The organism is Escherichia sp. B1147, from assembly GCF_001660175.1.
In the GTDB taxonomy this organism is placed as follows: Bacteria; Pseudomonadota; Gammaproteobacteria; order Enterobacterales; family Enterobacteriaceae; genus Escherichia; species Escherichia whittamii.
Genome location: NZ_LFHY01000003.1, coordinates 76,649 through 102,859 on the forward strand (window position 1 = coordinate 76,649; position 26,211 = coordinate 102,859).

At 53.7% G+C, this 26,211-nt stretch carries 21 protein-coding genes; 12 read left to right on the top strand and 9 right to left on the bottom strand.

The window, feature by feature from the left end:
• The first annotated feature begins 468 nt into the window (after nt 1-468).
• Complete coding sequence (gene ghxP / locus A9180_RS01635; protein ID WP_000106865.1) at nt 469-1,818, top strand: guanine/hypoxanthine transporter GhxP; 1,350 nt, start codon at nt 469-471, stop codon at nt 1,816-1,818.
• Nucleotides 1,819-1,969: 151 nt separating this feature from the next.
• Nucleotides 1,970-3,619, top strand: a complete 1,650-nt coding sequence (locus A9180_RS01640; RefSeq protein WP_064525607.1) for a Na+/H+ antiporter — start codon at nt 1,970-1,972, stop codon at nt 3,617-3,619.
• A gap of 35 nt (nt 3,620-3,654) precedes the next feature.
• Here the strand turns inward: A9180_RS01640 and A9180_RS01645 are convergent, their stop codons facing one another.
• The gene (locus A9180_RS01645) at nt 3,655-4,539 is read right to left on the bottom strand and encodes a LysR family transcriptional regulator (RefSeq protein WP_064525610.1); all 885 of its coding nucleotides are present in this window, start codon (nt 4,537-4,539) and stop codon (nt 3,655-3,657) included.
• Between the two features lie 103 nt (nt 4,540-4,642).
• Between A9180_RS01645 and A9180_RS01650 the strand changes: the two genes are divergently transcribed.
• Together A9180_RS01650 and A9180_RS01655 are read left to right on the top strand one after the other, a co-directional pair.
• Nucleotides 4,643-5,053, top strand: coding sequence for a CidA/LrgA family protein (locus A9180_RS01650; protein WP_064525613.1), 411 nt, complete (start codon nt 4,643-4,645; stop codon nt 5,051-5,053).
• Nucleotides 5,046-5,735 (top strand): LrgB family protein, encoded by a 690-nt coding sequence (locus A9180_RS01655; RefSeq protein WP_064525617.1) that lies wholly within the window; start codon nt 5,046-5,048, stop codon nt 5,733-5,735. Before A9180_RS01650 ends, A9180_RS01655 begins: the two co-directional genes overlap by 8 nt.
• A gap of 38 nt (nt 5,736-5,773) precedes the next feature.
• Here the strand turns inward: A9180_RS01655 and actP are convergent, their stop codons facing one another.
• The 3 genes from actP to acs form a co-directional block, all read right to left on the bottom strand.
• Complete coding sequence (gene actP, locus A9180_RS01660) at nt 5,774-7,423, bottom strand: cation/acetate symporter ActP (RefSeq protein WP_064525620.1); 1,650 nt, start codon at nt 7,421-7,423, stop codon at nt 5,774-5,776.
• Nucleotides 7,420-7,734, bottom strand: a complete 315-nt coding sequence (locus tag A9180_RS01665) for a DUF485 domain-containing protein (protein WP_001337746.1) — start codon at nt 7,732-7,734, stop codon at nt 7,420-7,422. The genes actP and A9180_RS01665 overlap by 4 nt, the downstream gene beginning before the upstream one ends.
• Nucleotides 7,735-7,865: 131 nt before the next feature.
• Nucleotides 7,866-9,824 (bottom strand): acetate--CoA ligase, encoded by a 1,959-nt coding sequence (gene acs / locus A9180_RS01670; protein WP_064525623.1) that lies wholly within the window; start codon nt 9,822-9,824, stop codon nt 7,866-7,868.
• Nucleotides 9,825-10,217: 393 nt separating this feature from the next.
• Between acs and nrfA the strand changes: the two genes are divergently transcribed.
• The 8 genes from nrfA (at nt 10,218) to gltP (ending at nt 18,247) form a co-directional block, all read left to right on the top strand.
• The gene (gene nrfA, locus A9180_RS01675; RefSeq protein WP_064525626.1) at nt 10,218-11,654 is read left to right on the top strand and encodes an ammonia-forming nitrite reductase cytochrome c552 subunit; all 1,437 of its coding nucleotides are present in this window, start codon (nt 10,218-10,220) and stop codon (nt 11,652-11,654) included.
• A gap of 45 nt (nt 11,655-11,699) precedes the next feature.
• Entirely contained in the window at nt 11,700-12,266 is a 567-nt protein-coding gene (nrfB, locus tag A9180_RS01680) for a cytochrome c nitrite reductase pentaheme subunit (RefSeq protein WP_064525629.1), read from the top strand.
• Nucleotides 12,263-12,934: a cytochrome c nitrite reductase Fe-S protein gene (nrfC, locus tag A9180_RS01685; protein WP_052908218.1), complete on the top strand. Its 672-nt coding sequence runs from the start codon at nt 12,263-12,265 to the stop codon at nt 12,932-12,934. The genes nrfB and nrfC overlap by 4 nt, the downstream gene beginning before the upstream one ends.
• Entirely contained in the window at nt 12,931-13,887 is a 957-nt protein-coding gene (nrfD, locus tag A9180_RS01690; RefSeq protein WP_064525632.1) for a cytochrome c nitrite reductase subunit NrfD, read from the top strand. The genes nrfC and nrfD overlap by 4 nt, the downstream gene beginning before the upstream one ends.
• A gap of 19 nt (nt 13,888-13,906) precedes the next feature.
• Nucleotides 13,907-15,625 (top strand): heme lyase CcmF/NrfE family subunit, encoded by a 1,719-nt coding sequence (locus tag A9180_RS01695; RefSeq protein WP_074399407.1) that lies wholly within the window; start codon nt 13,907-13,909, stop codon nt 15,623-15,625.
• Entirely contained in the window at nt 15,618-16,001 is a 384-nt protein-coding gene (gene nrfF, locus A9180_RS01700) for a heme lyase NrfEFG subunit NrfF (RefSeq protein WP_064525637.1), read from the top strand. Before A9180_RS01695 ends, nrfF begins: the two co-directional genes overlap by 8 nt.
• Nucleotides 15,998-16,594, top strand: a complete 597-nt coding sequence (gene nrfG / locus A9180_RS01705; RefSeq protein WP_064525641.1) for a heme lyase NrfEFG subunit NrfG — start codon at nt 15,998-16,000, stop codon at nt 16,592-16,594. Before nrfF ends, nrfG begins: the two co-directional genes overlap by 4 nt.
• Before the next feature lie 339 nt (nt 16,595-16,933).
• Nucleotides 16,934-18,247, top strand: a complete 1,314-nt coding sequence (gltP, locus tag A9180_RS01710) for a glutamate/aspartate:proton symporter GltP (protein ID WP_064525874.1) — start codon at nt 16,934-16,936, stop codon at nt 18,245-18,247.
• A 273-nt stretch (nt 18,248-18,520) separates the two neighbouring features.
• Here the strand turns inward: gltP and yjcO are convergent, their stop codons facing one another.
• From yjcO to mdtN, 5 genes are all read right to left on the bottom strand, one after another.
• Entirely contained in the window at nt 18,521-19,210 is a 690-nt protein-coding gene (yjcO, locus tag A9180_RS01715) for a Sel1 family TPR-like repeat protein YjcO (RefSeq protein WP_064525643.1), read from the bottom strand.
• A gap of 93 nt (nt 19,211-19,303) precedes the next feature.
• Nucleotides 19,304-21,451, bottom strand: coding sequence for a formate dehydrogenase subunit alpha (fdhF, locus tag A9180_RS01720; protein WP_077883481.1), 2,148 nt, complete (start codon nt 21,449-21,451; stop codon nt 19,304-19,306).
• 197 nt (nt 21,452-21,648) lie between these two features.
• A complete protein-coding gene (gene mdtP / locus A9180_RS01730; protein WP_064525649.1) occupies nt 21,649-23,115 on the bottom strand; it encodes a multidrug efflux transporter outer membrane subunit MdtP in 1,467 nt (488 codons plus the stop codon).
• Nucleotides 23,112-25,163, bottom strand: coding sequence for a multidrug efflux transporter permease subunit MdtO (gene mdtO, locus A9180_RS01735; protein ID WP_064525652.1), 2,052 nt, complete (start codon nt 25,161-25,163; stop codon nt 23,112-23,114). Before mdtO ends, mdtP begins: the two co-directional genes overlap by 4 nt.
• A complete protein-coding gene (gene mdtN / locus A9180_RS01740) occupies nt 25,163-26,194 on the bottom strand; it encodes a multidrug efflux transporter periplasmic adaptor subunit MdtN (protein ID WP_064525655.1) in 1,032 nt (343 codons plus the stop codon). The genes mdtO and mdtN overlap by 1 nt, the downstream gene beginning before the upstream one ends.
• Nucleotides 26,195-26,211 lie beyond the last annotated feature (17 nt).

Here is a 26,211-nt window from a genome sequence, read left to right on the forward strand (position 1 = left end):
CCCGACGTCAACACACCTCATTCGAGCACGTGGTGGAGGTTCCGGTTGGTGTTGATGCTTTAATTGTATGTTACCGGCGTTTCTTCGCCAGTGTAAAAGTACACTTTTTAGCCGCAATATTTTTGTCATCTCAGACGATTTTTTATCGCAATCCTGAACGGTATACGGCTCGATAACGCTGCAATCTTGCGCATCGACGATAACGTTTGCGCATCAATTGCCTGGTTTTTCATCGGCAATACAAGAAAAGGGAAAAAAGCAGCAAACTTCGGTTGAAAAAGCCGCTATGATCGCCGGATAATCGTTTGCTTTTTTTTACCACCCGTTTTGTATGCGCGGAGCTAAACGTTTGCTTTTTTGCGACGCCCCAAATTGTCGCAAACCTGGAGCAGGAAGATAACGTTTCGCTGGCAGGGGATTGTCCGCCACGCATCTTGACGAAAAATAAACTCTCAGGGGATGTTTTCTATGTCTACGCCATCAGCGCGTACCGGCGGTTCACTCGACGCCTGGTTTAAAATTTCACAACGTGGAAGCACTGTCCGTCAGGAAGTGGTTGCCGGGTTAACAACGTTTCTGGCGATGGTCTACTCGGTAATCGTCGTTCCGGGCATGTTGGGTAAAGCGGGCTTCCCGCCAGCGGCAGTTTTTGTTGCGACCTGTCTGGTTGCCGGGATTGGTTCTATCGCGATGGGGCTGTGGGCCAATCTGCCGTTGGCTATCGGTTGCGCCATCTCCCTGACGGCGTTTACTGCATTCAGCCTGGTGCTGGGGCAGCATATTAGCGTTCCGGTCGCGCTGGGCGCCGTGTTCCTGATGGGGGTGCTGTTTACAGTCATTTCTGCAACGGGTATCCGTAGCTGGATTTTGCGCAACTTGCCGCACGGTGTGGCGCACGGTACGGGGATTGGTATCGGCCTGTTCCTGCTGCTGATTGCAGCTAATGGTGTTGGCCTGGTCATTAAAAACCCGCTTGATGGTCTGCCGGTTGCGCTGGGGGATTTCGCAACCTTCCCGGTCATTATGTCGCTGGTAGGTCTGGCGGTGATTATCGGTCTGGAAAAACTGAAAGTGCCGGGCGGCATTCTGCTGACTATTATCGGTATCTCGATTGTGGGCCTGCTCTTCGATCCTAATGTCCACTTCTCTGGCGTTTTCGCCATGCCGTCACTGAGCGATGAAAATGGTAATTCGCTAATTGGTAGCCTGGACATTATGGGCGCGCTGAATCCGGTGGTACTGCCGAGCGTACTGGCGCTGGTGATGACTGCTGTTTTCGACGCGACCGGAACCATCCGTGCAGTCGCCGGTCAGGCGAACCTGCTGGATAAAGACGGGCAGATCATTGATGGCGGCAAAGCGCTGACCACCGACTCCCTGAGCAGCGTTTTCTCAGGCCTGGTGGGCGCGGCTCCGGCAGCGGTATACATCGAATCTGCGGCGGGTACGGCGGCGGGCGGTAAAACTGGTCTGACGGCTATCACCGTTGGCGTATTGTTCCTGCTGATTCTGTTCCTCTCTCCGCTCTCTTACCTTGTTCCTGGTTACGCAACGGCTCCGGCGCTGATGTACGTTGGCCTGCTGATGTTGAGCAACGTGGCGAAAATCGACTTTGCTGATTTCGTCGATGCGATGGCGGGGCTGGTGACGGCGGTATTCATCGTGCTGACCTGTAACATCGTAACTGGCATCATGATCGGCTTCGCGACCCTTGTGATTGGTCGTCTGGTTTCTGGCGAATGGCGTAAACTGAATATTGGTACGGTCGTTATCGCCGTGGCGCTGGTCACCTTCTACGCGGGTGGCTGGGCTATCTAAGCTTTAATAAGATTCTGAAAACGGGCGGCAATGGCTGCCCGTTTTTATTTTCTCCGTACATTGTGTGAGCTTTTGCGATATTCTGAAAATACTGAGAGTCTGGGCATAACGCCTTTCTCAAATCATAAAAAACATTGCAAACAGGGAACGCATGGAAATCTTCTTTACCATACTGATAATGACCCTCGTGGTTTCGCTGTCCGGGGTGGTCACTCGTGTCATGCCCTTTCAGATCCCGCTTCCGCTTATGCAAATCGCCATTGGTGCGCTACTGGCGTGGCCGACGTTTGGTTTGCATGTGGAGTTTGATCCTGAACTCTTTTTAGTTTTGTTTATCCCGCCGCTGCTGTTTGCTGATGGCTGGAAAACGCCGACCCGCGAATTTCTCGAACATGGCCGAGAGATCTTCGGTCTTGCGCTGGCGCTGGTGGTCGTCACCGTAGTCGGCATTGGCTTCCTCATTTACTGGGTGGTGCCAGGCATTCCGCTAATTCCGGCCTTTGCGCTGGCGGCGGTGCTCTCTCCGACCGATGCCGTGGCGCTTTCCGGGATTGTCGGTGAAGGGCGAATACCGAAAAAAATCATGGGCATTTTGCAGGGCGAAGCGTTGATGAATGACGCCTCCGGCCTGGTGTCGCTGAAGTTTGCCGTGGCAGTTGCGATGGGGACCATGATCTTCACTGTTGGTGGTGCGACGGTCGAATTTATGAAAGTCGCGATCGGCGGTATTCTCGCGGGGTTTGTAGTGAGCTGGCTGTATGGTCGCTCGCTGCGCTTCCTGAGCCGCTGGGGCGGCGATGAACCTGCGACACAGATCGTACTGCTGTTCCTGCTGCCGTTCGCCTCTTATCTGATTGCCGAACATATTGGCGTTTCCGGTATCCTTGCGGCGGTTGCTGCCGGGATGACTATCACCCGTTCAGGCGTGATGCGCCGTGCGCCGCTGGCGATGCGTCTGCGTGCGAACAGCACCTGGGCGATGCTGGAGTTTGTCTTTAACGGCATGGTGTTCTTGCTGTTGGGCCTGCAACTACCGGGTATTCTGGAGACGTCGCTGATGGCGGCAGAGATCGACCCGAACGTCGAAATCTGGATGCTATTTACCGACATCATCTTGATTTACGCCGCGCTCATGCTGGTCCGTTTCGGCTGGCTGTGGACGATGAAAAAATTCAGTAACCGCTTCCTGAAGAAGAAACCGATGGAGTTTGGTTCGTGGACCACACGAGAAATTCTTATCGCGTCTTTTGCCGGAGTTCGCGGTGCCATCACCCTGGCCGGTGTGCTCTCTATTCCGCTGCTGTTGCCGGATGGTAACGTCTTCCCGGCACGTTATGAGCTGGTGTTCCTGGCGGCTGGCGTCATTCTTTTCTCGCTGTTTGTTGGCGTGGTGATGCTGCCTGTTCTGCTACAACACATTGAAGTTGCAGACCATTCGCAGCAGTTGAAAGAGGAACGCATTGCGCGCGCGGCAACGGCAGAAGTGGCGATTGTGGCGATCCAGAAAATGGAAGAACGACTGGCGGCAGACGCTGAAGAGAATATCGACAACCAGTTGCTTACCGAAGTCAGCTCTCGCGTCATTGGTAACTTGCGTCGTCGCGCCGATGGACGTAATGACGTTGAAAGTTCGGTGCAGGAAGAGAACCTGGAACGTCGCTTCCGTCTGGCGGCACTGCGTTCTGAACGTGCGGAACTTTATCACCTGCGCGCCACGCGGGAGATCAGCAACGAAACGCTGCAAAAATTACTGCACGATCTCGATTTGTTGGAAGCGTTGTTGATTGAAGAAAATCAATAACCTGCATGGTTGGCGGGCGAGCCCGCCAACCCGTCTTACTCTGGCGTTAACCAGTAACCTTCACAACAGGTCAGCCACGCCTGAGCACAGTGGGAAAGGTAAACGCCCTCACGCCAAATCATTCCTAATTTCCAGCTTAGTTCGCTTTCCAGCGGCAGCCATTTTAAGGTGTTTTTATCTAATCGCTGGCAAATGGGTTCCGGCAAAATGGCTATACCGACACCTGCCTGAACCATCGCGGCGAGGAAATCCCATTGCCCGCTGCGAACCGCAATCCTCGGTTTAACGCCATGTTCATCGAATAACGCCATCAATTGCTTACTTAAGGCAAAATCTTCGTTATAGATAAGTAGAGGATGTTCCGCCAGTGTCTCCGGTGAGACGGCATCACGCTCAAGCCATTTACCTGAACGCGGCGCCAGCACACAAAGCGGATGACTAAACAGCGATAACGTTGTCAGGCCGCTTTCTTCTACCGGTAGGGCGGTCAGAGCCATATCCAGTTCGCCGTTCATTACCGCCTGCTGCACGGTCAGCCCGCCAAATTCCGAAATCTTCAGCTCGACGCCGGGGTAACGCTGGCGAAACAGGCCAATCGGCCCGGCCATTAACATGCCAACCATCGGCGGGATCCCCAGCCGCAAAACGCCGGTTTTAAGCTGATTGATATCGCCAAGTTCAGCCTCCAGTTGCCGAAACTCAGCCAGTATAGCCAGCCCGCGCTCAAACACGACGTGACCAGTATCAGTGAGAAGCAGCCGACGACCATCGCGGATCAACAATATACAGTTCAGCTCATCTTCGAGATTCTTCAGCATCTTGCTGATAGTTGGCTGGGTCACAAACAACTTCTCCGCTGCGCGGGTGAAGCTTTGCTGGCGCACCACTTCGACAAAATAACGCAGCGTTCTGATATCCATAACTATTCCCTTTGACTATACCTGCAATGATTTTAATTCATTTCAGTAGCGGCATGGGGCTCTCTATACTTAACGTTCTGTTTTATTTTCAGGATATCCCCTCATGTCCGTGGCGCTTCGCCGCATTACCCCTGCCGTTGTGCAATCTATCCAGGTATTTGTCCAGGTTGTGCTGTATGCAGGTTTATTTATTTTTGCGCAATATCTCGTCTCCTGGCTGCATTTGCCGCTGCCCGCCAACCTGGTGGGGATGATCCTGATGCTGGCGCTGATTGTTTGCCGCATTATTCCGCTGCAATGGGTACGTGCCGGGGCGCGCTGGCTACTGGCCGAAATGCTGCTGTTTTTTGTTCCTGCCGTGGTGGCGGTGGTGAACTATGCACAACTGTTACTGGTGGATGGTTGGCGTATTTTTGCGGTGATCGCGTTGAGCACGGTGATGGTACTGGGCACGACCGCCTGGGTAGTGGAAAAAGTCTATCGCTATGAAATGCGCAGGTTAAACCGTGACTAATTTTCAGCTAAGTATGCTCTGCCTGGCGATTACGCTGGTTATCTATTTTCTAAACAAACGCCTTTATCGCCGCTTTCGTAAACTGCCGTTGATGCCTCTGGTGCTGACGCCTGCGCTACTGGTTATGCTGCTGGTTTTTGGCAATATTTCCTGGCAAAACTATATTGGCGAAGCGCACTGGCTACTATGGTTATTAGGCCCGGCAACCATCGCTTTTGCGGTGCCGGTGTATGACAATCGGGCGATCATTAAACGTCACTGGATGTCGCTGACGGCGGGCGTACTGACGGCAACGGTGGTGGCCGTGACCAGCTCGGTATGGCTGGCACGATTATTTACCCTGCCGGATGAAATCCAGCGTAGCCTGGCGGTGCGTTCGGTCACTACGCCATTTGCTCTGGCAGCGAGCCAGTCGCTCGGCGGACAGCCCGATCTGGTGGCGCTGTTTGTGGTGGTCACCGGCGTGTTTGGTATGGCGATTGGCGACGTGCTGTTTTTACGTCTCTCTATTCGCGAAGGGATGGCGAAAGGCGCCGGATTTGGCGCGGCGTCTCATGGCGCCGGGACTGCGCGGTCGTATGAACTGGGTCAACAAGAGGGCGTGGTTGCCAGTCTGGTCATGATGCTTTCTGGCATATTGATGGTACTGGTTTCGCCGCTGGTGGCCTGGATGATGTTCTGAAGAAATTCCCCGATCAGGCGACCGGGGAAGGGTAGAGATTAATGCGCGCGGCCTTGCTCAACGCCAAAGCCGGTCTGGGAACGGATAAATTGCGCACGGAACAGTTCACGCTCACGCGCCCCTTCCGCTGAATTATCGGTTGCCGAGAAGAACCAGATGCCGAGGAATGCCACGGAGATGGAGAACAGCGCCGGGTATTCGTACGGGAAGATGGCTTTTTCGTGACCGAGGATCTGTACCCAAATAGTCGGGCCGAGGATCATCAGCACCACCGCAGTAATCAGCCCTAACCAGCCGCCCAACATCGCCCCACGGGTGGTCAGTTTCGACCAGTACATGGAAAGCAGAATGATCGGGAAGTTACAGCTCGCGGCGATGGCAAACGCCAGGCCCACCATGAAGGCGATGTTCTGATTCTCAAACAGCACGCCGAGGATAATGGCAATCACGCCGAGGATCAGCACGGTGATTTTCGATACCCGCAGCTCTTCACGTTCAGTTGCGCCTTTTTTGAAGACGTTGGCGTACAGGTCGTGAGAAACCGCTGATGCGCCCGCCAGCGTCAGACCCGCAACCACCGCGAGGATGGTGGCGAAAGCAACCGCTGAAATAAAGCCGAGGAACAGGTTGCCGCCCACCGCATTAGCCAGGTGAACCGCCGCCATGTTGTTACCGCCAATCAACTTACCCGCCGCGTCTTTATATTCCGGATTCGCACCAACCAGCATGATCGCGCCAAAGCCGATAATAAAGGTCAGGATGTAGAAGTAGCCCATAAATCCGGTGGCGTAGAACACGCTCTTACGTGCTTCGCGGGCATCGCTGACCGTAAAGAAACGCATCAGAATGTGCGGTAACCCAGCCGTACCAAACATCAGTCCAAGCCCCAGCGACAGTGCTGAGATCGGATCTTTCACCAGTCCGCCCGGCTTCATGATGTCGACACCTTTCGGGTGTACCGCCATCGCTTCGCTGAACAGATTGTTGAAGCTAAAGCCGACGTGTTTCATCACCATAAAGGCCATAAAGCTGGCGCCGAACAGCAGCAGCACGGCTTTGATAATCTGTACCCAGGTGGTCGCCAGCATGCCGCCGAACAGGACGTACATCATCATCAGCACGCCGACCAGCACCACTGCAATGTGATAGTTAAGGCCGAACAACAGCTCGATCAATTTACCGGCGCCGACCATCTGGGCGATAAGGTAAAGCGCCACCACCACCAGAGAACCACAGGCCGAAAGAATACGAATCGGCCCTTGTTTCAGGCGGTAAGAAGCCACATCCGCAAAGGTATAGCGGCCCAGGTTACGCAGACGTTCGGCAATCAGGAACAGAATGATCGGCCAGCCCACCAGGAAGCCCAGCGAGTAGATCAGCCCGTCATAGCCGGAGGTAAACACCAGCGCGGAGATCCCCAAAAATGAGGCGGCAGACATATAGTCACCGGCAATCGCCAGCCCGTTCTGGAAGCCTGTGATATTGCCGCCTGCGGTGTAGTAGTCATTACGAGAACGCACGCGTTTTGACGCCCAATAGGTAATGCCGAGCGTAAACACGACGAAAATCAGGAACATAATAATCGCCTGCCAGTTTGTTGGCTGGCGCTCAACGGCCCCGCTAATAGCATCCGCGGCGTGAGCTGCGAAAGGGAGTGTGGCGGCAAGCGCCGTCAGAACTCTTTTCATGATGCTTGTACCTCATGCAGGACTTCATTATTTAGACGGTCGAATTCACCGTTCGCCCGCCAGATGTAGATACCAGTGAGAACAAAGGAGATAACAATTACCCCAACGCCAACGGGAATACCGCGTGTGACGCTGGTGTTCGGATTCAGCGGGGTGCCCAGCCAGCCGGGCGCGAAGGCGATCAGTAAAATAAAGCTGATATAAACTGCCAGCATAATAATCGACAGGATGGTGGCAAACCGTTGCCGTTTTTCGACTAACTCCCTGAAATGCGCATTGTCTTCTATCCGCTGATAAATAGTGCCATTCATCACAGATTCTCCAGAGGTAATGTAGGGATTGTTTTAATTCCAGCTCCCGTTTGGGAGAAGGTTAACGCTTGGGTAACCCTTGCCGAACGTAGGCCGGATAAGGCGTTTACGCTGCATCCGGCAATTGAGAGTTACGATGGCATTGCGATAGCCTGCTTCTCTTCAAGCAGCTTCTCGACCACGCCAGGATCGGCAAGCGTCGAGGTATCGCCCAGGTTGCTGGTATCGCCCGCCGCAATTTTGCGCAAAATACGGCGCATAATTTTGCCGGAACGGGTTTTAGGCAGGGAGTCGGTCCAGTGCAGCACGTCTGGCGTCGCCAGCGGGCCAATCTCTTTACGCACCCAGTTGCGGACTTCTGCGTACAGTTCTGGTGATGGTTCCTCCCCGTGATTAAGCGTGACGTAGGCGTAGATCGCCTGGCCTTTAATATTGTGCGGAATACCCACCACGGCGGCTTCGGCAATCTTCGGATGCGCTACCAGTGCTGACTCAATCTCCGCCGTCCCCAGACGGTGACCGGAGACGTTCAGCACGTCGTCCACACGCCCGGTGATCCAGTAATAGCCATCTTCATCTCGACGCGCGCCGTCGCCGCTGAAATACATATTTTTGAAGGTGGAGAAGTAAGTCTGTTCAAAACGCTCGTGATCGCCAAACAGCGTACGTGCCTGACCCGGCCAGGAGTCAGTGATTACCAGACTGCCTTCAGTGGCCCCTTCCAGCGAATTGCCTTCGTTATCCACCAGCGCCGGTTGCACGCCGAAGAACGGACGCGTCGCAGAACCGGCTTTCAGTTCGGTCGCCCCAGGCAGCGGTGTAATCATGAAACCGCCAGTTTCGGTCTGCCACCAGGTATCAACCACTGGGCATTTCTCGTTGCCGATCTTCTTCCAGTACCACTCCCACGCTTCCGGGTTAATTGGCTCGCCCACGGAACCGAGAATGCGCAGCGACGAACGGTCGGTGCCTTCAATCGCTTTATCGCCTTCTGCCATCAGCGCGCGAATCGCCGTGGGCGCGGTATAGAGAATATTGACCTGATGCTTGTCCACCACCTGCGCCATACGGGCAGGCGTCGGCCAGTTGGGCACGCCTTCAAACATCAACGTGGTCGCGCCGCAGGCCAGCGGGCCATACAGCAAGTAACTGTGTCCGGTCACCCAGCCCACATCGGCGGTGCACCAGTAGATATCGCCCGGATGATAATCAAAGACATATTTAAAGGTCAGCGCCGCGTACACCAGATAACCACCGGTAGTGTGCAGCACGCCTTTCGGCTTTCCGGTAGAACCGGATGTGTAGAGAATAAACAGCGGATCTTCGGCGTTTACCTCTTCCGGCTGGTGCTGATCGCTCGCTTGCTCAATCAGGTCGTGCCACCACAGGTCGCGCCCTTCCTGCCAGTCAATTTTTCCGCCAGTACGCTTCAGTACCACGACGTGCTCAACACTGGTGACATGCGGGTTTTTCAGCGCATCATCCACGTTTTTCTTCAGCGGGATGCTGCGTCCGGCCCGCACGCCTTCATCGGACGTGATCACCAGTCGTGAGCTGGAATCGATAATGCGCCCGGCAACCGCTTCCGGTGAGAAGCCGCCGAAAATCACTGAGTGCACTGCGCCAATGCGCGCACAAGCCAGCATCGCAACCGCAGCTTCTGGCACCATCGGCATATAAATTGCCACCACGTCGCCTTTTTTAATGCCCAGCTCGAGCAGGGTATTGGCGAAGCGGCATACGTCGCGGTGCAGCTCTTTATAGCTGATATGTTTGCTCTGGCTGGCGTCATCGCCTTCCCAGATGATGGCGGTACGATCACCGTTTTCTTGCAGATGGCGGTCGAGGCAGTTGGCCGCCAGATTCAGCGTGCCGTCCTCGTACCATTTAATCGAGACATTACCCGGGGCAAAGGAGGTGTTTTTCACCTTCTGATACGGTTTGATCCAGTCGAGAATTTTTCCCTGTTCGCCCCAAAAGGTATCAGGTGCGTTAATTGATTGTTGGTACATCGCTTCGTACTGCTGAGGGTTTATCAGGCAATGGTCTGCGATGTTGGCCGGAATGGTGTGTTTGTGTATTTGACTCATGCTTTTGTTCTCCTTGTAGGATGTTAATAATATGTGGCATAAGCGTTAAACGTAGGGGTATTGGCAGTTTTGTTTAGTATTTGGGCGGCAGATCACGCAAAAGTAGAATTGTGCAAATAAGCGACAGGATTATTTTTGAAGGGTACCAACAAAAGTTGGCATTTTCTTTCTGGAACATGCAGTTATGCATGCTGTTGAAAACAGGAGGAATACTGACTAACTCTAAAGTGGTATTTTACATGCACTTACAATTGATTAAAGACAACATTATGAGTATGGTTATTTGTTACACATAGGGGCGAGCAATGTCATAACAGTGTATGTGCGGTTACTGTTATGAAAAAACAATAAAAACTGCCATTACCTCAATGGCAAAATTTGGATGAAGCCCCTATGACAAGGATAAAAATAAACGCACGCCGTATCTTCAGCTTATTGATTCCTTTTTTCTTTTTCACTTCTGTTCACGCTGAACAAACGGCTGCTCCCGCGAAACCTGTAACTGTGGAAGCGAAGAATGAAACCTTTGCCCCACAGCACCCCGATCAATATCTCTCCTGGAAAGCTACCTCGGAACAATCAGAGCGTGTTGACGCACTGGCGGAAGATCCACGTCTGGTGATCCTGTGGGCGGGATATCCCTTCTCACGCGATTACAACAAGCCGCGCGGGCATGCCTTTGCTGTGACCGATGTGCGTGAAACTTTGCGTACCGGTGCACCGAAAAATGCCGAAGATGGCACGATGCCGATGGCCTGCTGGAGCTGTAAAAGCCCGGACGTGGCGCGGTTAATCCAGAAAGATGGAGAAGATGGTTACTTCCACGGTAAATGGGCGCGCGGCGGCCCGGAAATCGTCAACAACTTAGGTTGTGCCGACTGCCATAACACCGCCTCACCAGAGTTCGCCAAAGGTAAACCGGAGTTAACCCTTTCACGTCCGTATGCGGCACGTGCGATGGAAGCGATTGGCAAGCCTTTTGAGAAAGGCGGACGCTTCGACCAGCAGTCAATGGTCTGCGGTCAATGCCACGTGGAATATTACTTTGACGGTAAAGATAAGGCCGTAAAATTCCCGTGGGATAACGGCATGAAAGTCGAAAATATGGAGCAGTATTACGACAAAATTGCCTTCTCTGACTGGACTAACTCCCTGTCGAAAACGCCAATGCTGAAAGCGCAGCACCCGGAATATGAAACCTGGAGTGCGGGCATTCACGGCAAAAACAACGTGACCTGTATCGACTGCCATATGCCGAAAGTGCAGAACGCCGAAGGCAAACTTTACACCGACCATAAAATTGGCAATCCGTTTGATAACTTCGCCCAGACCTGTGCGAACTGTCATACCCAGGACAAAGCCACGCTGCAAAAAGTGGTCGCGGAACGTAAACAGTCGATTAATGACCTGAAAATCAAGGTTGAAGACCAACTGGTACACGCCCACTTCGAAGCAAAAGCAGCGCTGGATGCAGGCGCGACAGAAGCTGAGATGAAGCCGATTCAGGACGACATCCGTCATGCCCAGTGGCGTTGGGATCTGGCGATCGCTTCCCACGGCATTCATATGCACGCGCCGGAAGAAGGTCTGCGGATGCTTGGCACGGCGATGGATAAAGCGGCAGATGCCCGTACCAAACTGGCGCGTTTGCTGGCGACCAAAGGCATTACCCATGAAATCCAGATCCCGGATATCTCGACCAAAGAGAAAGCCCAGCAGGCAATTGGCCTGAACATGGAGCAAATCAAAGCCGAGAAACAGGATTTCATTAAAACGGTGATCCCGCAGTGGGAAGACCAGGCTCGTAAAAACGGTCTGTTAAGCCAATAACCCCCGTTCCGCCTCGCAAGGGGCGGAAAACACAATGGAGTGAATATGAGCGTATTACGTTCGTTATTAACTGCCGGGGTGCTGGCGTCGGGCCTGTTGTGGAGCCTGAACGGAATTACCGCTACCCCTGCGGCGCAGGCATCTGATGATCGCTACGAGGTTACCCAGCAGCGTAACCCGGATGCCGCCTGTCTGGACTGTCATAAGCCAGACACCGAAGGTATGCATGGCAAACATGCTTCTGTTATCAACCCGAATAACAAACTGCCGGTCACCTGTACCAACTGTCACGGCCAGCCGTCACCGCAACACCGCGAAGGGGTGAAAGATGTGATGCGCTTTAACGAGCCGATGTACAACGTTGGTGAGCAGAACAGCGTTTGTATGTCCTGCCATCTGCCGGAACAGTTGCAAAAAGCGTTCTGGCCGCACGATGTCCACGTGACCAAGGTGGCGTGCGCCAGTTGCCATTCTCTGCATCCACAGCAAGATACGATGCAGACGTTAAGTGACAAAGGACGGATTAAGATTTGCGTCGACTGCCACAGCGATCAACGCACCAATCCGAACTTTAACCCGGCGTCTGTTCCGTTGCTTAAGGAGCAGCCATGACCTGGTCACGTCGCCAGTTTCTCACCGGCGTCGGCGTGCTGGCAGCCGTCAGCGGCACCGCAGGGCGCGTGGTGGCGAAAACGTTGAATATCAATGGGGTACGTTACGGCATGGTGCATGATGAGTCGTTATGCATCGGCTGTACCGCCTGTATGGATGCTTGTCGGGAAGTGAACAAGGTGCCGGAAGGTGTGTCGCGCCTGACGATTATTCGTAGCGAGCCGCAGGGCAAATTTCCTGATGTGAAATATCGCTTCTTCCGTAAGTCTTGTCAGCACTGCGACCATGCGCCGTGCGTTGACGTCTGCCCAACGGGCGCGTCTTTTCGCGATGCCGCCAGCGGGATTGTCGATGTTAACCCGGATCTCTGCGTCGGTTGTCAGTACTGCATCGCCGCCTGTCCGTACCGCGTGCGCTTTATCCATCCGGTCACGAAGACGGCGGACAAATGCGATTTCTGCCGTAAGACCAATTTGCAAGCCGGTAAGCTACCCGCGTGCGTTGAGGCTTGCCCGACGAAGGCGCTGACGTTTGGCAATCTGGACGATCCCAACAGTGAGATTTCGCAACTGCTGCGCCAGAAGCCCACTTACCGCTACAAGCTGGCGCTGGGAACCAAACCGAAGCTGTACCGTGTACCGTTTAAATACGGGGAGGTGAGCCAATGACGCAGGCTTCCGCATTTCATTTTGAATCGCTGGTGTGGGACTGGCCGATTGCCATCTATTTGTTTTTGGTTGGTATTTCTGCCGGACTGGTGACGCTGGCGGTGTTGCTGCGTCGCTTCTATCCACAGGCAGGCGGCGCAGACAGCACGTTGCTGCGCACCACGCTGATTGTCGGGCCTGGGGCGGTGATCCTCGGTTTGCTGATCCTCGTCTTCCACCTGACAAAGCCGTGGACCTTCTGGAAGCTGATGTTTCACTACAGTTTTACCTCGGTCATGTCGATGGGGGTGATGCTGTTTCAGCTCTACATGGTGGTGCTGGTGCTGTGGCTGGCGAAAATCTTTGAACACGATTTGCTTGCCCTGCAACAACGCTGGTTGCCGAAGCTGGGGATCGTTCAAAAAGTTCTGAGCCTGCTGACGCCCGTTCATCGCGGACTGGAAACGTTGATGCTGGTGCTGGCGGTGCTGCTGGGGGCTTATACCGGTTTTCTGCTGTCGGCGCTGAAATCGTATCCGTTCCTCAATAACCCGATCCTGCCGGTGCTGTTTCTCTTTTCCGGCATCTCGTCCGGTGCGGCTGTGGCGCTGATCGCTATGGCGATACGTCAGCGTAGTAATCCGCATTCCACGGAAGCGCACTTTGTTCACCGAATGGAAATCCCTGTGGTATGGGGCGAAATCTTCCTGCTGGTGGCGTTTTTCGTCGGCCTCGCGCTGGGCGATGACGGTAAAGTGCGTGCACTGGCGGCGGCATTGGGCGGCGGTTTCTGGACGTGGTGGTTCTGGCTTGGTGTCGCCGGGCTGGGACTGATTGTACCGCTGCTACTCAAACCGTGGGTGAATCGCAGTTCCGGCATTCCTGCCGTGTTGACGGCGTGTGGAGCCAGCCTGGTCGGAGTGTTGATGCTGCGCTTTTTCATTCTCTACGCCGGACAGTTAACGGTGGCGTAAGCCAGAAAAGAGGTGGTTTCTGGACGTATTCCTTCCTGAAGTCGGTTTTCTGGCGTTGTTGTTAAGTCTCGGGGTCAACGTGTTGACCCCGCTGACAACCTTCGCGGGAGTGCGGTTGCGCAGGCCTGCCATGATGCGACTCACCAGCATTGGCATCCTGGCGCAGTTCGCGCTCCTGCTGCTCGCCTTTGGCGTGCTGACGTATTGTTTTCTCATCAGCGATTTCTCGGTCATTTATGTCGCCCAACATAGCTACAGCCTGCTGTCGTGGGAACTTAAACTGGCGGCGGTGTGGGGCGGTCATGAAGGTTCGCTGCTGCTTTGGGTGCTGCTACTTTCCGCCTGGAGCGCGCTGTTTGCCTGGCGTTATCGGCAGCAAACCGATCCGCTATTTCCGCTGACGTTATCCGTTTTATCTCTCATGCTCGCCGCGCTGCTACTGTTTGTGGTGCTGTGGTCCGATCCCTTTGTGCGGATATTCCCCCCAGCAATCGAAGGCCGCGATCTCAATCCGATGCTGCAGCATCCTGGTCTTATCTTCCATCCGCCGCTGCTTTATCTTGGCTATGGCGGTTTGATGGTGGCGGCGAGTGTGGCGCTGGCAAGTTTACTGCGTGGCGAGTTTGATGCTGCCTGCGCCCATGTTTGTTGGCGTTGGGCGCTGCCGGGGTGGTGTGCATTAACGGCGGGGATCATCCTCGGTTCCTGGTGGGCTTATTGTGAACTGGGGTGGGGCGGTTGGTGGTTCTGGGACCCGGTGGAAAACGCCTCCTTATTACCCTGGCTTTCTGCCACTGCGCTGTTGCACAGTTTGTCCCTGACACGCCAGCGGGGGATTTTCCGTCACTGGTCGCTGCTGCTGGCGATAGTCACTCTGATGCTGTCGCTGCTGGGTACGTTGATTGTTCGTTCCGGTATTCTGGTTTCGGTTCATGCGTTCGCGCTGGATAACGTCCGCGCCGTGCCGTTATTCAGTCTGTTTATGCTGATTAGCCTTGCGTCTTTGGCGCTATATGGCTGGCGAGCGCGGGACGGTGGTCCGGTTATGCGTTTTTCAGGGTTATCGCGGGAAATGTTAATCCTCGCAACGCTGTTGCTGTTTTGCGCGGTGTTACTGATCGTGCTGGTGGGAACGCTTTATCCGATGATTTACGGCCTGCTGGGCTGGGGGCGACTCTCCGTTGGCGCGCCGTATTTCAACCGCGCGACCTTGCCGTTTGGCCTGTTGATGCTGGTGGCGATTGTGCTGGCGACGTTTGTTTCTGGCAAACGCGCGCAGCTTCCGGCGCTGCTGGCGCATGCGGGCGTACTGTTATTTGCCGCCGGGATTGTAGTTTCCAGCATGAGTCGTCAGGAGATCAGCCTGAATTTACAGCCCGGGCAGGAGGTAACGCTGGCGGGTTACACCTTCCGTTTTGAGCGTCTCGATCTGCAAGCCAAAGGCAATTACACCAGCGAAAAAGCGGTAGTGGCACTGTTTGACCATCAGCAACGTATTGGTGAATTAACGCCGGAGCGGCGTTTTTATGAAGCACGCCGTCAGCAAATGATGGAGCCGTCAATTCGCTGGAACGGCATTCATGACTGGTATGCGGTCATGGGCGAGAAAACCGGGTCGGATCGCTACGCATTTCGTTTGTATGTACAAAGCGGCGTGCGCTGGATCTGGGGGGGAGGATTGTTGATGATTGCAGGCGCATTATTAAGTGCATGGCGGGGGAGGAAGCGCGATGAATAAAGGGTTTCTCACTTTGCTGCTGCTGTTCGCCTGTTTTGTGCGTGCTCAGGTCGTAGACACCTGGCAATTTGCCAATCCACAACAACAGGAACAGGCGTTAAATATTGCCAGCCAGTTACGCTGCCCGCAGTGCCAGAATCAAAACTTACTGGAATCCAACGCGCCGGTGGCGGTTAGTATGCGCCATCAGGTCTACAGCATGGTGGCGGAGGGGAAAAACGAAGCCGAGATCATCGGCTGGATGACTGAACGCTACGGTGATTTTGTTCGCTATAACCCACCATTAACTGGTCAGACGCTGGTCCTGTGGGCGCTGCCCGTGGTGTTGTTACTGCTGATGGCGCTGATCCTCTGGCGGGTGAGGGCGAAGCGATGAGACAGCCTCAAATTCCGGTGAAAATGCTGACAACACTCACGATTTTGATGTTATTTCTCTGTATCAGCAGTTATTTGTTGAGTCCGAGATGGCAAGCTGTACGCGGTGAATATCAGCGTCAGCGCGATCCGTTACATCAGTTTGCCCGCCAGCAAACGCCGGAGGCACAGCTTCAGGCATTGCAGGATAAAATCCGCGCTAACCCGCAAAACAGCGAGCAATGGGCGTTGCTGGGTGAGTATTACCTGTGGCAAAACGATTACCGCAATTCGCTGCTGGCGTACCGGCAGGCGTTACAGATACGTGGTGAGAACGCTGAACTGTACGCGGCGCTGGCGACGGTGCTCTACTATCAGGCAAGCCAGCATATGACTGCTCAGACTCGCACGATGATCGATAAAGCTCTCATGCTGGACGAAAACGAAATCACTGCTCTGATGCTGCTGGCTTCCGATGCGTTTATGCAGGCGAACTACGCACAAGCCATCGAACTATGGCAAAAAGTGATGGATCTCAACTCACCGCGAGTTAACCGAACGCAGTTGGTCGAGTCGATTAATATGGCAAAACTGTTGCTGCAGCGATCGGATTAATCTTTCGTGTTGAAGATTATGTGATTGAGCTGCATAAAAAATAACCGAATGAACATGTGCTAAAAATAATCACCAATCAGTATTATTGCAGACCAAACAAATAAAAATCTTTCCATAACAAATAGTTATTCATCAATCTTGCCATAAACTCGCGTTATTATGCATTAATGCAGCGAAAAGCTCTGTTGTTAAAGGGTTGCGCAACATACCGCGCAAATGATACTGATCATAGGCGTTAAAAAAATCTACAAACCAACGCAACACAATCCATACCCTGCAGTTTATAACGTTCTTGCGTTTTTGAACGGGGAACGGCGTTCCACTGAGGAAGTCAATCGTATGAAAAATATAAAAATCAGCCTGGCCTGGCAGATACTCATTGCTATGGTGCTGGGCATTCTACTGGGAAGTTACCTCCATTATCACAGCGACAGCCGTGACTGGTTAGTCGTTAATTTTCTCTCCCCGGCAGGTGATATCTTTATCCACCTGATTAAAATGATCGTTGTGCCGATCGTGATTTCCACGTTGGTGGTCGGTATTGCTGGAGTCGGTGACGCCAAACAGCTCGGGCGAATTGGTGCGAAAACCATTATCTACTTCGAGGTGATCACTACCATCGCCATCATTCTGGGGATCACCCTGGCGAACGTCTTCCAGCCCGGTGCTGGGGTGGATATGTCGCAGCTGGCGACTGTCGATATCTCGAAATATCAGAGCACTACTGAAGCTGTCCAAAGCAGTTCCCACGGCATTATGGGGACGATTTTGTCGCTGGTGCCGACGAACATTGTGGCGTCGATGGCGAAAGGCGAAATGCTGCCAATCATCTTCTTCTCGGTGCTGTTTGGTCTGGGGCTTTCTTCCCTGCCCGCGTTGCATCGTGAACCGCTGGTGACTGTGTTCCGCTCCATCTCCGAAACCATGTTTAAAGTGACTCACATGGTGATGCGTTACGCTCCAGTGGGGGTATTCGCGCTGATTGCGGTGACGGTGGCTAACTTCGGTTTCTCTTCCCTGTGGCCGCTGGCGAAGCTGGTGCTGCTGGTGCATTTCGCTATTCTGTTCTTCGCGCTAGTGGTGCTGGGTATTGTGGCGCGCCTGTGCGGACTGAGCGTCTGGATCCTGATTCGTATTCTAAAAGATGAGCTGATTCTGGCGTATTCCACTGCCAGCTCTGAAAGTGTGCTGCCGCGAATTATTGAGAAGATGGAAGCTTATGGCGCCCCGGCGTCGATCACCAGTTTCGTGGTGCCGACGGGATACTCCTTTAACCTCGACGGTTCGACGCTGTATCAAAGTATTGCGGCTATCTTCATCGCGCAGTTGTATGGTATTGACCTGTCCATCTGGCAGGAAATTGTCCTGGTCCTGACGCTGATGGTGACCTCGAAAGGGATTGCGGGCGTACCGGGCGTGTCGTTTGTGGTGCTGCTGGCGACGCTGGGAAGTGTGGGGATCCCGCTGGAAGGTCTGGCGTTTATTGCCGGTGTAGACCGTATTCTCGACATGGCGCGAACTGCGCTGAACGTGGTGGGTAATGCGCTGGCGGTGCTGGTGATTGCCAAGTGGGAACACAAATTTGACCGCAAAAAGGCGATGGCCTATGAACGTGAAATGCTGGGCAAATTTGATAAGACTGCGGATCAGTAATTGAAGATTGCCGGGGTCATCCACCCGGCAATGTGCGGATGCCTGATGCGACGCTTAACGCGTCTTATCAGGCCTACGCCAGACAGCGCAATAGCCTGATTTAGCGTGATTTTGGTAGGTCGGATAAGGCGTTTACGCCGCATCCGACATCAATAATGCCTGATGCGATGCTTAACGCGTCTTATCAGGCCTACGCCAGACAGCGTAATAGCCTGATTTAGCGTGATTTTGGTAGGTCGGATAAGGCGTTTACGCCGCATCCGACACATCATTTTAGCCGTTGGTTAACTTTTCAAACTCTTCACACCCGGTATCAAACCCTTCCATACAGCTCAGGTTCAACCAGTGCAGCGCCTTCTGTTTGTTCTTCTCGATAAAACCTTCTTCACCGTTTAAGAACATCATTCCCGCCCAGTACTCGGAATAACCGGTACGGGAAATAGCGGAGCTACGCTTGAAATACCAGGTCGCTTTCTCATCGTCGGCCTTAATGCCTATGCCGTTGGCGTAAATCAAACCAAGCAGCATCTGGGCATCGACGGCGGAGTCGTTCTCCAGATCTTCCGAAGCGTTTTCTAACAGCGAAATCGCCTTCGGATAATCTGGTTTACCTGCCTGAGTATTCACCAGAATATGCGCCAGCGTCACTTCACCTTCTTTACTGCCCGCTTGCGCTGCTTTTTCAGCGAGAATTTTTGCTTGTGGATAGTCCAGACTCACCGGATTGGTGATTTTAATCTGCGCTAACAGCGCGCAGGCATCGGCATCACCACTGTCGGCGGCTTTCTGTGCCCAATATTCGGCTTTGCTCAAATCGCCGGAGCTAAACCAGCTGTCGGCAAGAAAATATTGTGCGCGTCTGTCTCCGGCTTCTGCCGCCTTTACATATTGGCTGCCAGGCTCAGAGTCATTCGCGTGGGCAAAGAATGTCAAAAACAACATCAATGCGATAATTTTTTTCATTTTGATAATACGATTGGGTAGGGTGTATCCAGTATAAAGAGTTCGAATGGATAAAAAAACAGCCTCCCAAAGGAGGCTGTAGAAGGGACTTATTTACGCCAGTGCCGCTTCGCGCAGGCGAGTTTTCAACTTGTTGTACTCGTCAATCACGTACTGCTCGGCGGCGCGCTGATCGGCAATCGGCTCGACGCGCACGGCGCAGTATTTGTATTCCGGCGTTTTGGTAATTGGGCTTAAGTTCTCGGTAACCAACTCGTTACAGGCGCCAATCCACCACTGGTAGGTCATGTAAATCGCCCCTTTGTTAGGACGATCGCTGACCTGCGCACGGGTGATAATTTTGCCTTTACGCGAATGGACCCAAATCAGCGCTTCATCTTCAATACCCAGACGTTTGGCGTCTTCGGTATTGATTTGCGCATAGCCAGGTTCATCAGCCAGCGCCGCCAGTGCCGCACAGTTACCGGTCATTGAACGGCAAGAGTAGTGGCCAACTTCACGCACCGTTGACAGTACCATCGGGTACTCGTCGGTGAGTTTGTCGATTGGCGCTACCCAGTCGCAGGTGAAGAACTGCGCCAGGCCGTTCGGGGTATCAAACTTCTCTTTAAACAGATAAGAGGTTCCCTGATCGGCATCTGAAGTATCGCGGCAAGGCCACTGAATGAAGCCCAGTTCGCCCATTTTCTCGTAAGTCGCACCGTAGAAATCCGGGCACAGATGACGCAACTCGTCCCAGATCTCCTGGGTGTTGTTGTAGTGCATCGGATAACCCATACGGGTGGCGATTTCACTGATAATCTGCCAGTCCGTTTTCAGATCCCACTTCGGTTCAACTGCCTTGAAGAAACGCTGGAAGCCACGGTCTGCCGCAGTATAGACACCTTCATGCTCGCCCCACGAGGTTGACGGCAAAATGACATCCGCCGCTGACGCGGTTTTGGTCATAAAGATGTCCTGGACGATGACCAGTTCCAGATCTTCAAAGGCTTTACGTACTGCCGACAGTTCCGCATCCGTTTGCAGCGGATCTTCGCCCATAATGTACGCCGCACGGACTTCGCCATGCGCCGCACGGTGCGGCAGTTCGCTGATGCGATAACCGGTATGGGCCGGCAGGCTTTCTACGCCCCAGGCTTTGGCGAATTTCTCGCGGTTAGCCGGATCTTTCACGTACTGATAGCCAGGATACGTATCTGGCAGTGCGCCCATATCACAGGCCCCCTGCACGTTGTTCTGACCACGAACCGGGTTAACGCCCGCATGCGGCTTACCGAGGTTACCGGTCAGCATCGCGAGGCTGGTCAGAGAACGTACGGTTTCCACGCCCTGATAGAACTGGGTAACACCCATGCCCCACAGAATAGATGCGCTTTCCGCCTGGGCATACATCCGCGCCGCCTGACGAATCTCACTGGCGCTAACGCCGGTGATATCTTCAACCGACTCCGGCGTGTAGCCTTCAACGATTTTACGATACTCTTCAAAGCCTTCCGTACGGGAAGCGACAAACGCTTTGTCGTACAGATTTTCTTCAATAATGACATGGCCCATCGCATTCAACAGCGCGATGTTCGAGCCGTTTTTCAGTGCGATGTGCATGTCAGCAATGCGCGCGGTTTCAATTTTGCGCGGATCGCAGACGATAATTTTCGCGCCGTTACGTTTAGCGTTAATCACGTGATTCGCCACGATAGGGTGGGAATCCGCCGGGTTGTACCCGAAGACGAACACTAAATCGGTATTATCAATTTCGTTAATGGCATTGCTCATTGCGCCGTTACCGACCGATTGGTGCAGACCTGCAACCGATGGGCCGTGTCAGACGCGAGCGCAGCAGTCAACGTTATTGGTACCAATAACGGCGCGCGCAAATTTTTGCATTACATAGTTGGTTTCGTTACCCGTACCACGCGAGGAGCCGGTCGTCTGGATGGCATCCGGACCGTACTTCTCTTTGATGGCGCTCAGGCGCTCGGCAACGTAATTCAGTGCCTCATCCCAGGAAACAGGTTCGAGTTTGCCGCCACGCTGGCGACGGATCATGGGGGTTTTCAGGCGCGGGGTCAGGATCTGGGTATCGTTAATAAAATCCCAGCCATAATAACCCTTCAGACACAGAGTACCCTGGTTGGTTTTCCCCTGCGCTGCCTCCGCCCGGACGATTTTGCCGTTATCGACGACCAGGTTGATTTTGCAACCTGATGCGCAATATGGGCAAACCGTGACGACTTTTTTCATCAGTCTCGCTCCAGTTAATCAAATCACGCATACGCGCTCTCGACCACAGTATGCATCTTTTATGCCACATTTTATTTGAGGCTATTCCCTGATATTACGGGCACTATTTATTCAAAACGCTGACGAAAAACAGGCTGTCGTCAGTTTTGACGTGACGAAACGAAATACCGCGTGACAGCCATCACGCGGCAGACATTTTATTTTTTCTCGATGTCAGGAGCCGCCTGATATCCGCCGCCCAGCGATTTCATCAACTGAATACTTTGAATCACACGGCGGCTGTCCAGCATCAGTAATGACATCTCTTCGGAAAGCACCGGCAACTGGGCTTCGGTTGCCTGTAAGCGACTGGTTAGACCGCGTTTGTAGGCAGCGTCAGCGGCACGCTGCGTGAAGCGGGTCACTTCCACGCGTTCGGCCTGCATCTGCCGTTCGTCATTGAGCGTTTGCAGACGTGTGCCATTGACTGCAACATCGCGCACTGCGTTCAGCACTGACTGGTTGTAACGTTCAATCATCATGTTGCTGGTGGCGCGAGTGCTTTCGAGATTGGCATTCAATCGCCCGCCATCAAACAGCGGCAATTTTAGACCCGGAATGAAGTTGAACTGACGACTGGTCTTTTTGAATAAGGTATCCAGGTGGATGGAGTCCAGACCGAAAAACGCTTTGATATCAAAGCTCGGATAGAACAACGCCCGCGCGGAATCTACCTGATCTAATGACGCCTGAACATACCAGCGCATCGCTTGCAGATCCGGGCGTCTGGCGAGCAACTCATAAGAGAGAGTCGCCGGAATGCCGGTCTGTACTTGCGGTAATGCCACCGGCTTGATTTCCGGCATATCGCTGGAGCCTGCACCAATCAATGCACGCAGAGATTCTCGCGTTTCGGTAATCTGCCCTTTGACAGCGGCAATTTGTTTATCGACCGCCAGAATCTGCGCCCGCGCGCCGTGGAAAGGCACTTGCGCTTCCAGGCCGTGCGCCACTTTGCTCTGGTGCGCTCTCACCGCGTAATCAATCACATCGCGAGTTTGTTCTAACAGATCGAGCATCTGGTAGCTGGCCTGCATGCTGTAATAAAGCTGCGCCACGCCCGTTGTGAGTGATAACTCCACCGCTGCGGTTTCTGCCAGGGCGGCATTATGCGCGCCAATGGCGGCGGCAACCGCCGAGCGATGTACTCCCCACAAATCAAGATCCAGTCCGGCAAACAAACCGACTGTGGCTTCCGTATAGTACGGCCCGTCCATACCCAGTGCTGGCGCATCCATTGAATAAGGGCTTAAAAAGCCGTTCGCCGAGACACGTTGGCGGTTGAGCATCCCTAATGCCGCCACCTGCAATTGTGAACCAGCATCTAACAGGTCGGCCTGTGATTGCGCTTTTTCTTCCCGCAGTTTCGCTTCAGCAAGCGTGTGTGAACCTTGCAGTGTACGCTGGATCAGGGCATCCAGTTGCGGGTCGTTAAACTGTTTCCACCACTGCGCCTGCGGCCAGCCGGAGCTGGCCAGATGAATATCATCGGCAAGTTTAATCTGCTCCGGTTTAAGCTGTTGATGAGGCGCCGAATCCTTACGCACCAACGCGCAGCCAGACATTAGGGTCGCGCTGCCGAGAATGCTGCATAACAGCAGGCGTGAAAGTTGACGATTGATCATTGCGCGGCTCCTTGTGCCTGTTCCGTGGCGGGCGTTAATGCCGGGGCTGTCCAGTCTGGCAAGCGGGATATAAGCTGGCAGACCTGTTGCTCCTGTTTTACTAAAGTGGAGAGTTCGACCGACGAGGGCGATAACTCTTCAGGCATGATTTGCGGTGGGAGACTGGAGGCCGTCGTCAGACCGGCGGTGTATTTCTCCAGCGCATCGGCAAATTGACCGGCCCTGTCTGGGCGTAGTGCGTGATCCAACATTTGTGCCGAATTCCAGGTCACGTCCCAGGCGTGCAGGATATCGCGCCCCTGACGAATGACACTTTGCACGCGTGCCACCAGCGTTGCACGTTCCTGTCCGTCCAGTTGACGCTCCAGCGCCACGCGGTCACACATCTCTTCGCAGGCATTAAATGCCGCATGTAGACCGATGCGAATTTGCAGATAACCTCGTAGCGTGGCGGTTTCCTGCTGGCGTGGAATACGCATCAGCTTGCTTAACATACCTAGCGCGCCAGCCAGTTTTTGTGGCAGTGCGCGCGCTTCACTTTCAGGCCAGACAAAGGTGTAAATCACCGCCGATACTGCCGTGCCGATAAGAATACCGATGGCGCGATCGCGAATTTCCACCAGGTCATACACTGGCCCAAAAACGTTTTCGAGTGTGGCCAACGCGAAGGTGACCACCATTTGTGTGCCTATATAGGAAGAGCGTTCAGAACTGGTGGCAATCCACGCGCCCAACAGGAATATCGGGGCGAGAACGAACAACAATTCGACAATATTATCCAGCCAGGGCATGACCAGCAGTGTGAATAACAGCGCCAGAATCGCACCGCAGAAGGCACCGCCAAAACGCAGCGCCATTTTCTGATACGACGAACCAACATTGGGGTTAGCGACGATCACGCAGGTCAGCATACAGGTGTGAATGCCTTCCCAGTCGACACCACTGTAGAAGGTGTAACAGATTAAACAGGCCAGCAGCGTTTTTACCGCATAGCGCATATAGTCCGGATTGGTAAAAGCATCGGGAACCATTGATGGTGGTTTGGCTGCTGGTGTTGGCAGTGTGTTGGGATCCATTTGACCCAACTGCATTAGTGCCTGGCAGATATTCTCCAGGTTGCATACCCGGGCCGCTACGGCTTCTTCTTCGCTAAGACGCCAGTCACTTTGCCAACTTTCACCTAGCGCAATAGCTTGCTGAAGTTTTTCGATTTCAGCCGCTAGTTTTTGCCGCAGCTCTTTCGTGGCCTGTGATTCGGCAAAATCGGCGGGGTGGTAGCGATTTAGCGTAGAGTAAATGTAGGTCACCGTCGCTACGCAGCTCTGCCACCATGCGCTTTTTGCTCGCCAGTCAGCGTCGTCCGCGAGGCAAAATACGTTCAGTTTTTGCAGCGCCAACGCCTCTCTTTCAACCAGTTTTTCCGGTAAAGGCGTGAGATTTTCTGCCAGATGGCTTAAGGCATCGTCCAGTCTGTCATTAAGCGCCTGATGCATCTGAGTGATGGCGCGGCTGGGAAACCACAGCACGCCGATTAACGTCATCAGTAAGGTTGGATAGAGGCCGACAACGATACACCACAGCGTTAAGCGCACAACGACTTCCGGGTAATCGAGCATGGCGGGGAAGGTTTGCCCGTAAATGGCGACAATCGCAACGGCAAAAAAGACCAGCCCCAACCGATGGGTACGCATCAAAAACATACATCCCATCAGAATCGGCCCGGCGATGATCAATCTGATCAACGGTTCGCCGTATGACCATTTGTAGATCAAAAACAGGCTGCCGATCTCCAGCACTGTGGCGACCACAAACAGGAACGCCACAAATTTGGTGTAAAACGCGTTCGACTGAATACCGTAAAACAGCACTGCCAGTGATAACGCCACGAAGGGGATCTCGAAGGTCATTGAGATCAGAATCACCAGCAGGCAGCCTACCCAGAGCTGCACGGTCTGCGGTACACGACCTGGTCGCCGCTCGCTTAACTCTTCATGAAAGAACGCCAGCAGCCTGACCATCGATAATGGCAGGGAGTTGAGCGCGCTCATTATTGCGGCTCGAGATTAGCGACTGCCGAAGCGCCGATGCGGAACATTTCCGGGTCAGGTTTATCAACCATGATTTTGACCGGAAAACGCTGGGCGACGCGGACCCAGTTAATAGAACGAGAAACTTTCGGCAGACCACCAAGCACCAGACCGCCGTCGTCAGGTAGCACACCGTAGCCAATAGAATCCACTTTGCCTTCGAAGGTTTTGCCGCTGTCGCTCATCAGACGAATCGTTGCAGGTGTACCGGCATGAATGTTTTTCAAATCGGTTTCACGGAAGTTGGCAATAACGTACCAGTGACGAGTGTCGATTAGCGTGAAGATAGGGCGCATGGCAGATGCAAACTGCCCGACGGAGGTCTTCAGCGAAATGACGCGACCATCGAACGGCGCGCGTACTGTTGCCATTTCCAGATGCAGTTTGGTCAGGGCAATATCCGCTTCGACCGCCGCACGTTGGGCGACCAGCGCATCGACGCCGCTGACAGCACTGGCGGCTGACTGCGCCTGTAACAATACGGCATTAAGATCCGCTTCTGCCGCACGCTGTGCGGTTCTCGCGCGGTCAACATCTTCCGCTGAGACAAAACCTTCTTTCAGTAATGGCTCGGTACGGTGCAATGTATCGCTGGCCTGTTTCGCGGCGGCACGGGCTTTTTCTACCGTGGCGTTAACCGAGTCGGCACCGAACTGTTGCGCATCAACACTACGCTGGGTGAGCATAATTTGCTTATCCAGTGCGGCGAGGGAGGCTTCGGCTTTCGCCAGATTGGCTTCGTACGGGCGCGGGTCGATGCGGAACAGCAAATCGCCCTGTTTGACTGCCTGGTTGTCGGTGACCGCCAGCTCCACAATGCGACCGCTGACTTCCGGCACCACATCAATGGTGTCGGCTGACGCGTAAGCGTCGTTAGTTGATGGCGCACTGTCTACGCGCCAGATAACGAAAACAAGGGCAACCAGCGCCAGCGCAACCACTAACAGAGCAGGAAATTTACTGCGAGGAGCTTTTTTCGGCGTACTTTCCATGAGCGCGTCTCAAACTA

What these genes read in the sequence shown, in the direction of transcription:
- ghxP (WP_000106865.1), top strand. Translation starts at nt 469, where the DNA reads ATGTCTACGCCATCAGCGCGTACCGGCGGTTCACTCGACGCCTGGTTT.
- A9180_RS01640 (WP_064525607.1), top strand. Translation starts at nt 1,970, where the DNA reads ATGGAAATCTTCTTTACCATACTGATAATGACCCTCGTGGTTTCGCTG.
- A9180_RS01645 (WP_064525610.1), bottom strand. Translation starts at nt 4,539, where the DNA reads ATGGATATCAGAACGCTGCGTTATTTTGTCGAAGTGGTGCGCCAGCAA.
- A9180_RS01650 (WP_064525613.1), top strand. Translation starts at nt 4,643, where the DNA reads ATGTCCGTGGCGCTTCGCCGCATTACCCCTGCCGTTGTGCAATCTATC.
- actP (WP_064525620.1), bottom strand. Translation starts at nt 7,423, where the DNA reads ATGAAAAGAGTTCTGACGGCGCTTGCCGCCACACTCCCTTTCGCAGCT.
- A9180_RS01665 (WP_001337746.1), bottom strand. Translation starts at nt 7,734, where the DNA reads ATGAATGGCACTATTTATCAGCGGATAGAAGACAATGCGCATTTCAGG.
- acs (WP_064525623.1), bottom strand. Translation starts at nt 9,824, where the DNA reads ATGAGTCAAATACACAAACACACCATTCCGGCCAACATCGCAGACCAT.
- nrfA (WP_064525626.1), top strand. Translation starts at nt 10,218, where the DNA reads ATGACAAGGATAAAAATAAACGCACGCCGTATCTTCAGCTTATTGATT.
- nrfB (WP_064525629.1), top strand. Translation starts at nt 11,700, where the DNA reads ATGAGCGTATTACGTTCGTTATTAACTGCCGGGGTGCTGGCGTCGGGC.
- nrfC (WP_052908218.1), top strand. Translation starts at nt 12,263, where the DNA reads ATGACCTGGTCACGTCGCCAGTTTCTCACCGGCGTCGGCGTGCTGGCA.
- nrfD (WP_064525632.1), top strand. Translation starts at nt 12,931, where the DNA reads ATGACGCAGGCTTCCGCATTTCATTTTGAATCGCTGGTGTGGGACTGG.
- nrfF (WP_064525637.1), top strand. Translation starts at nt 15,618, where the DNA reads ATGAATAAAGGGTTTCTCACTTTGCTGCTGCTGTTCGCCTGTTTTGTG.
- nrfG (WP_064525641.1), top strand. Translation starts at nt 15,998, where the DNA reads ATGAGACAGCCTCAAATTCCGGTGAAAATGCTGACAACACTCACGATT.
- gltP (WP_064525874.1), top strand. Translation starts at nt 16,934, where the DNA reads ATGAAAAATATAAAAATCAGCCTGGCCTGGCAGATACTCATTGCTATG.
- yjcO (WP_064525643.1), bottom strand. Translation starts at nt 19,210, where the DNA reads ATGAAAAAAATTATCGCATTGATGTTGTTTTTGACATTCTTTGCCCAC.
- mdtP (WP_064525649.1), bottom strand. Translation starts at nt 23,115, where the DNA reads ATGATCAATCGTCAACTTTCACGCCTGCTGTTATGCAGCATTCTCGGC.
- mdtO (WP_064525652.1), bottom strand. Translation starts at nt 25,163, where the DNA reads ATGAGCGCGCTCAACTCCCTGCCATTATCGATGGTCAGGCTGCTGGCG.
- mdtN (WP_064525655.1), bottom strand. Translation starts at nt 26,194, where the DNA reads ATGGAAAGTACGCCGAAAAAAGCTCCTCGCAGTAAATTTCCTGCTCTG.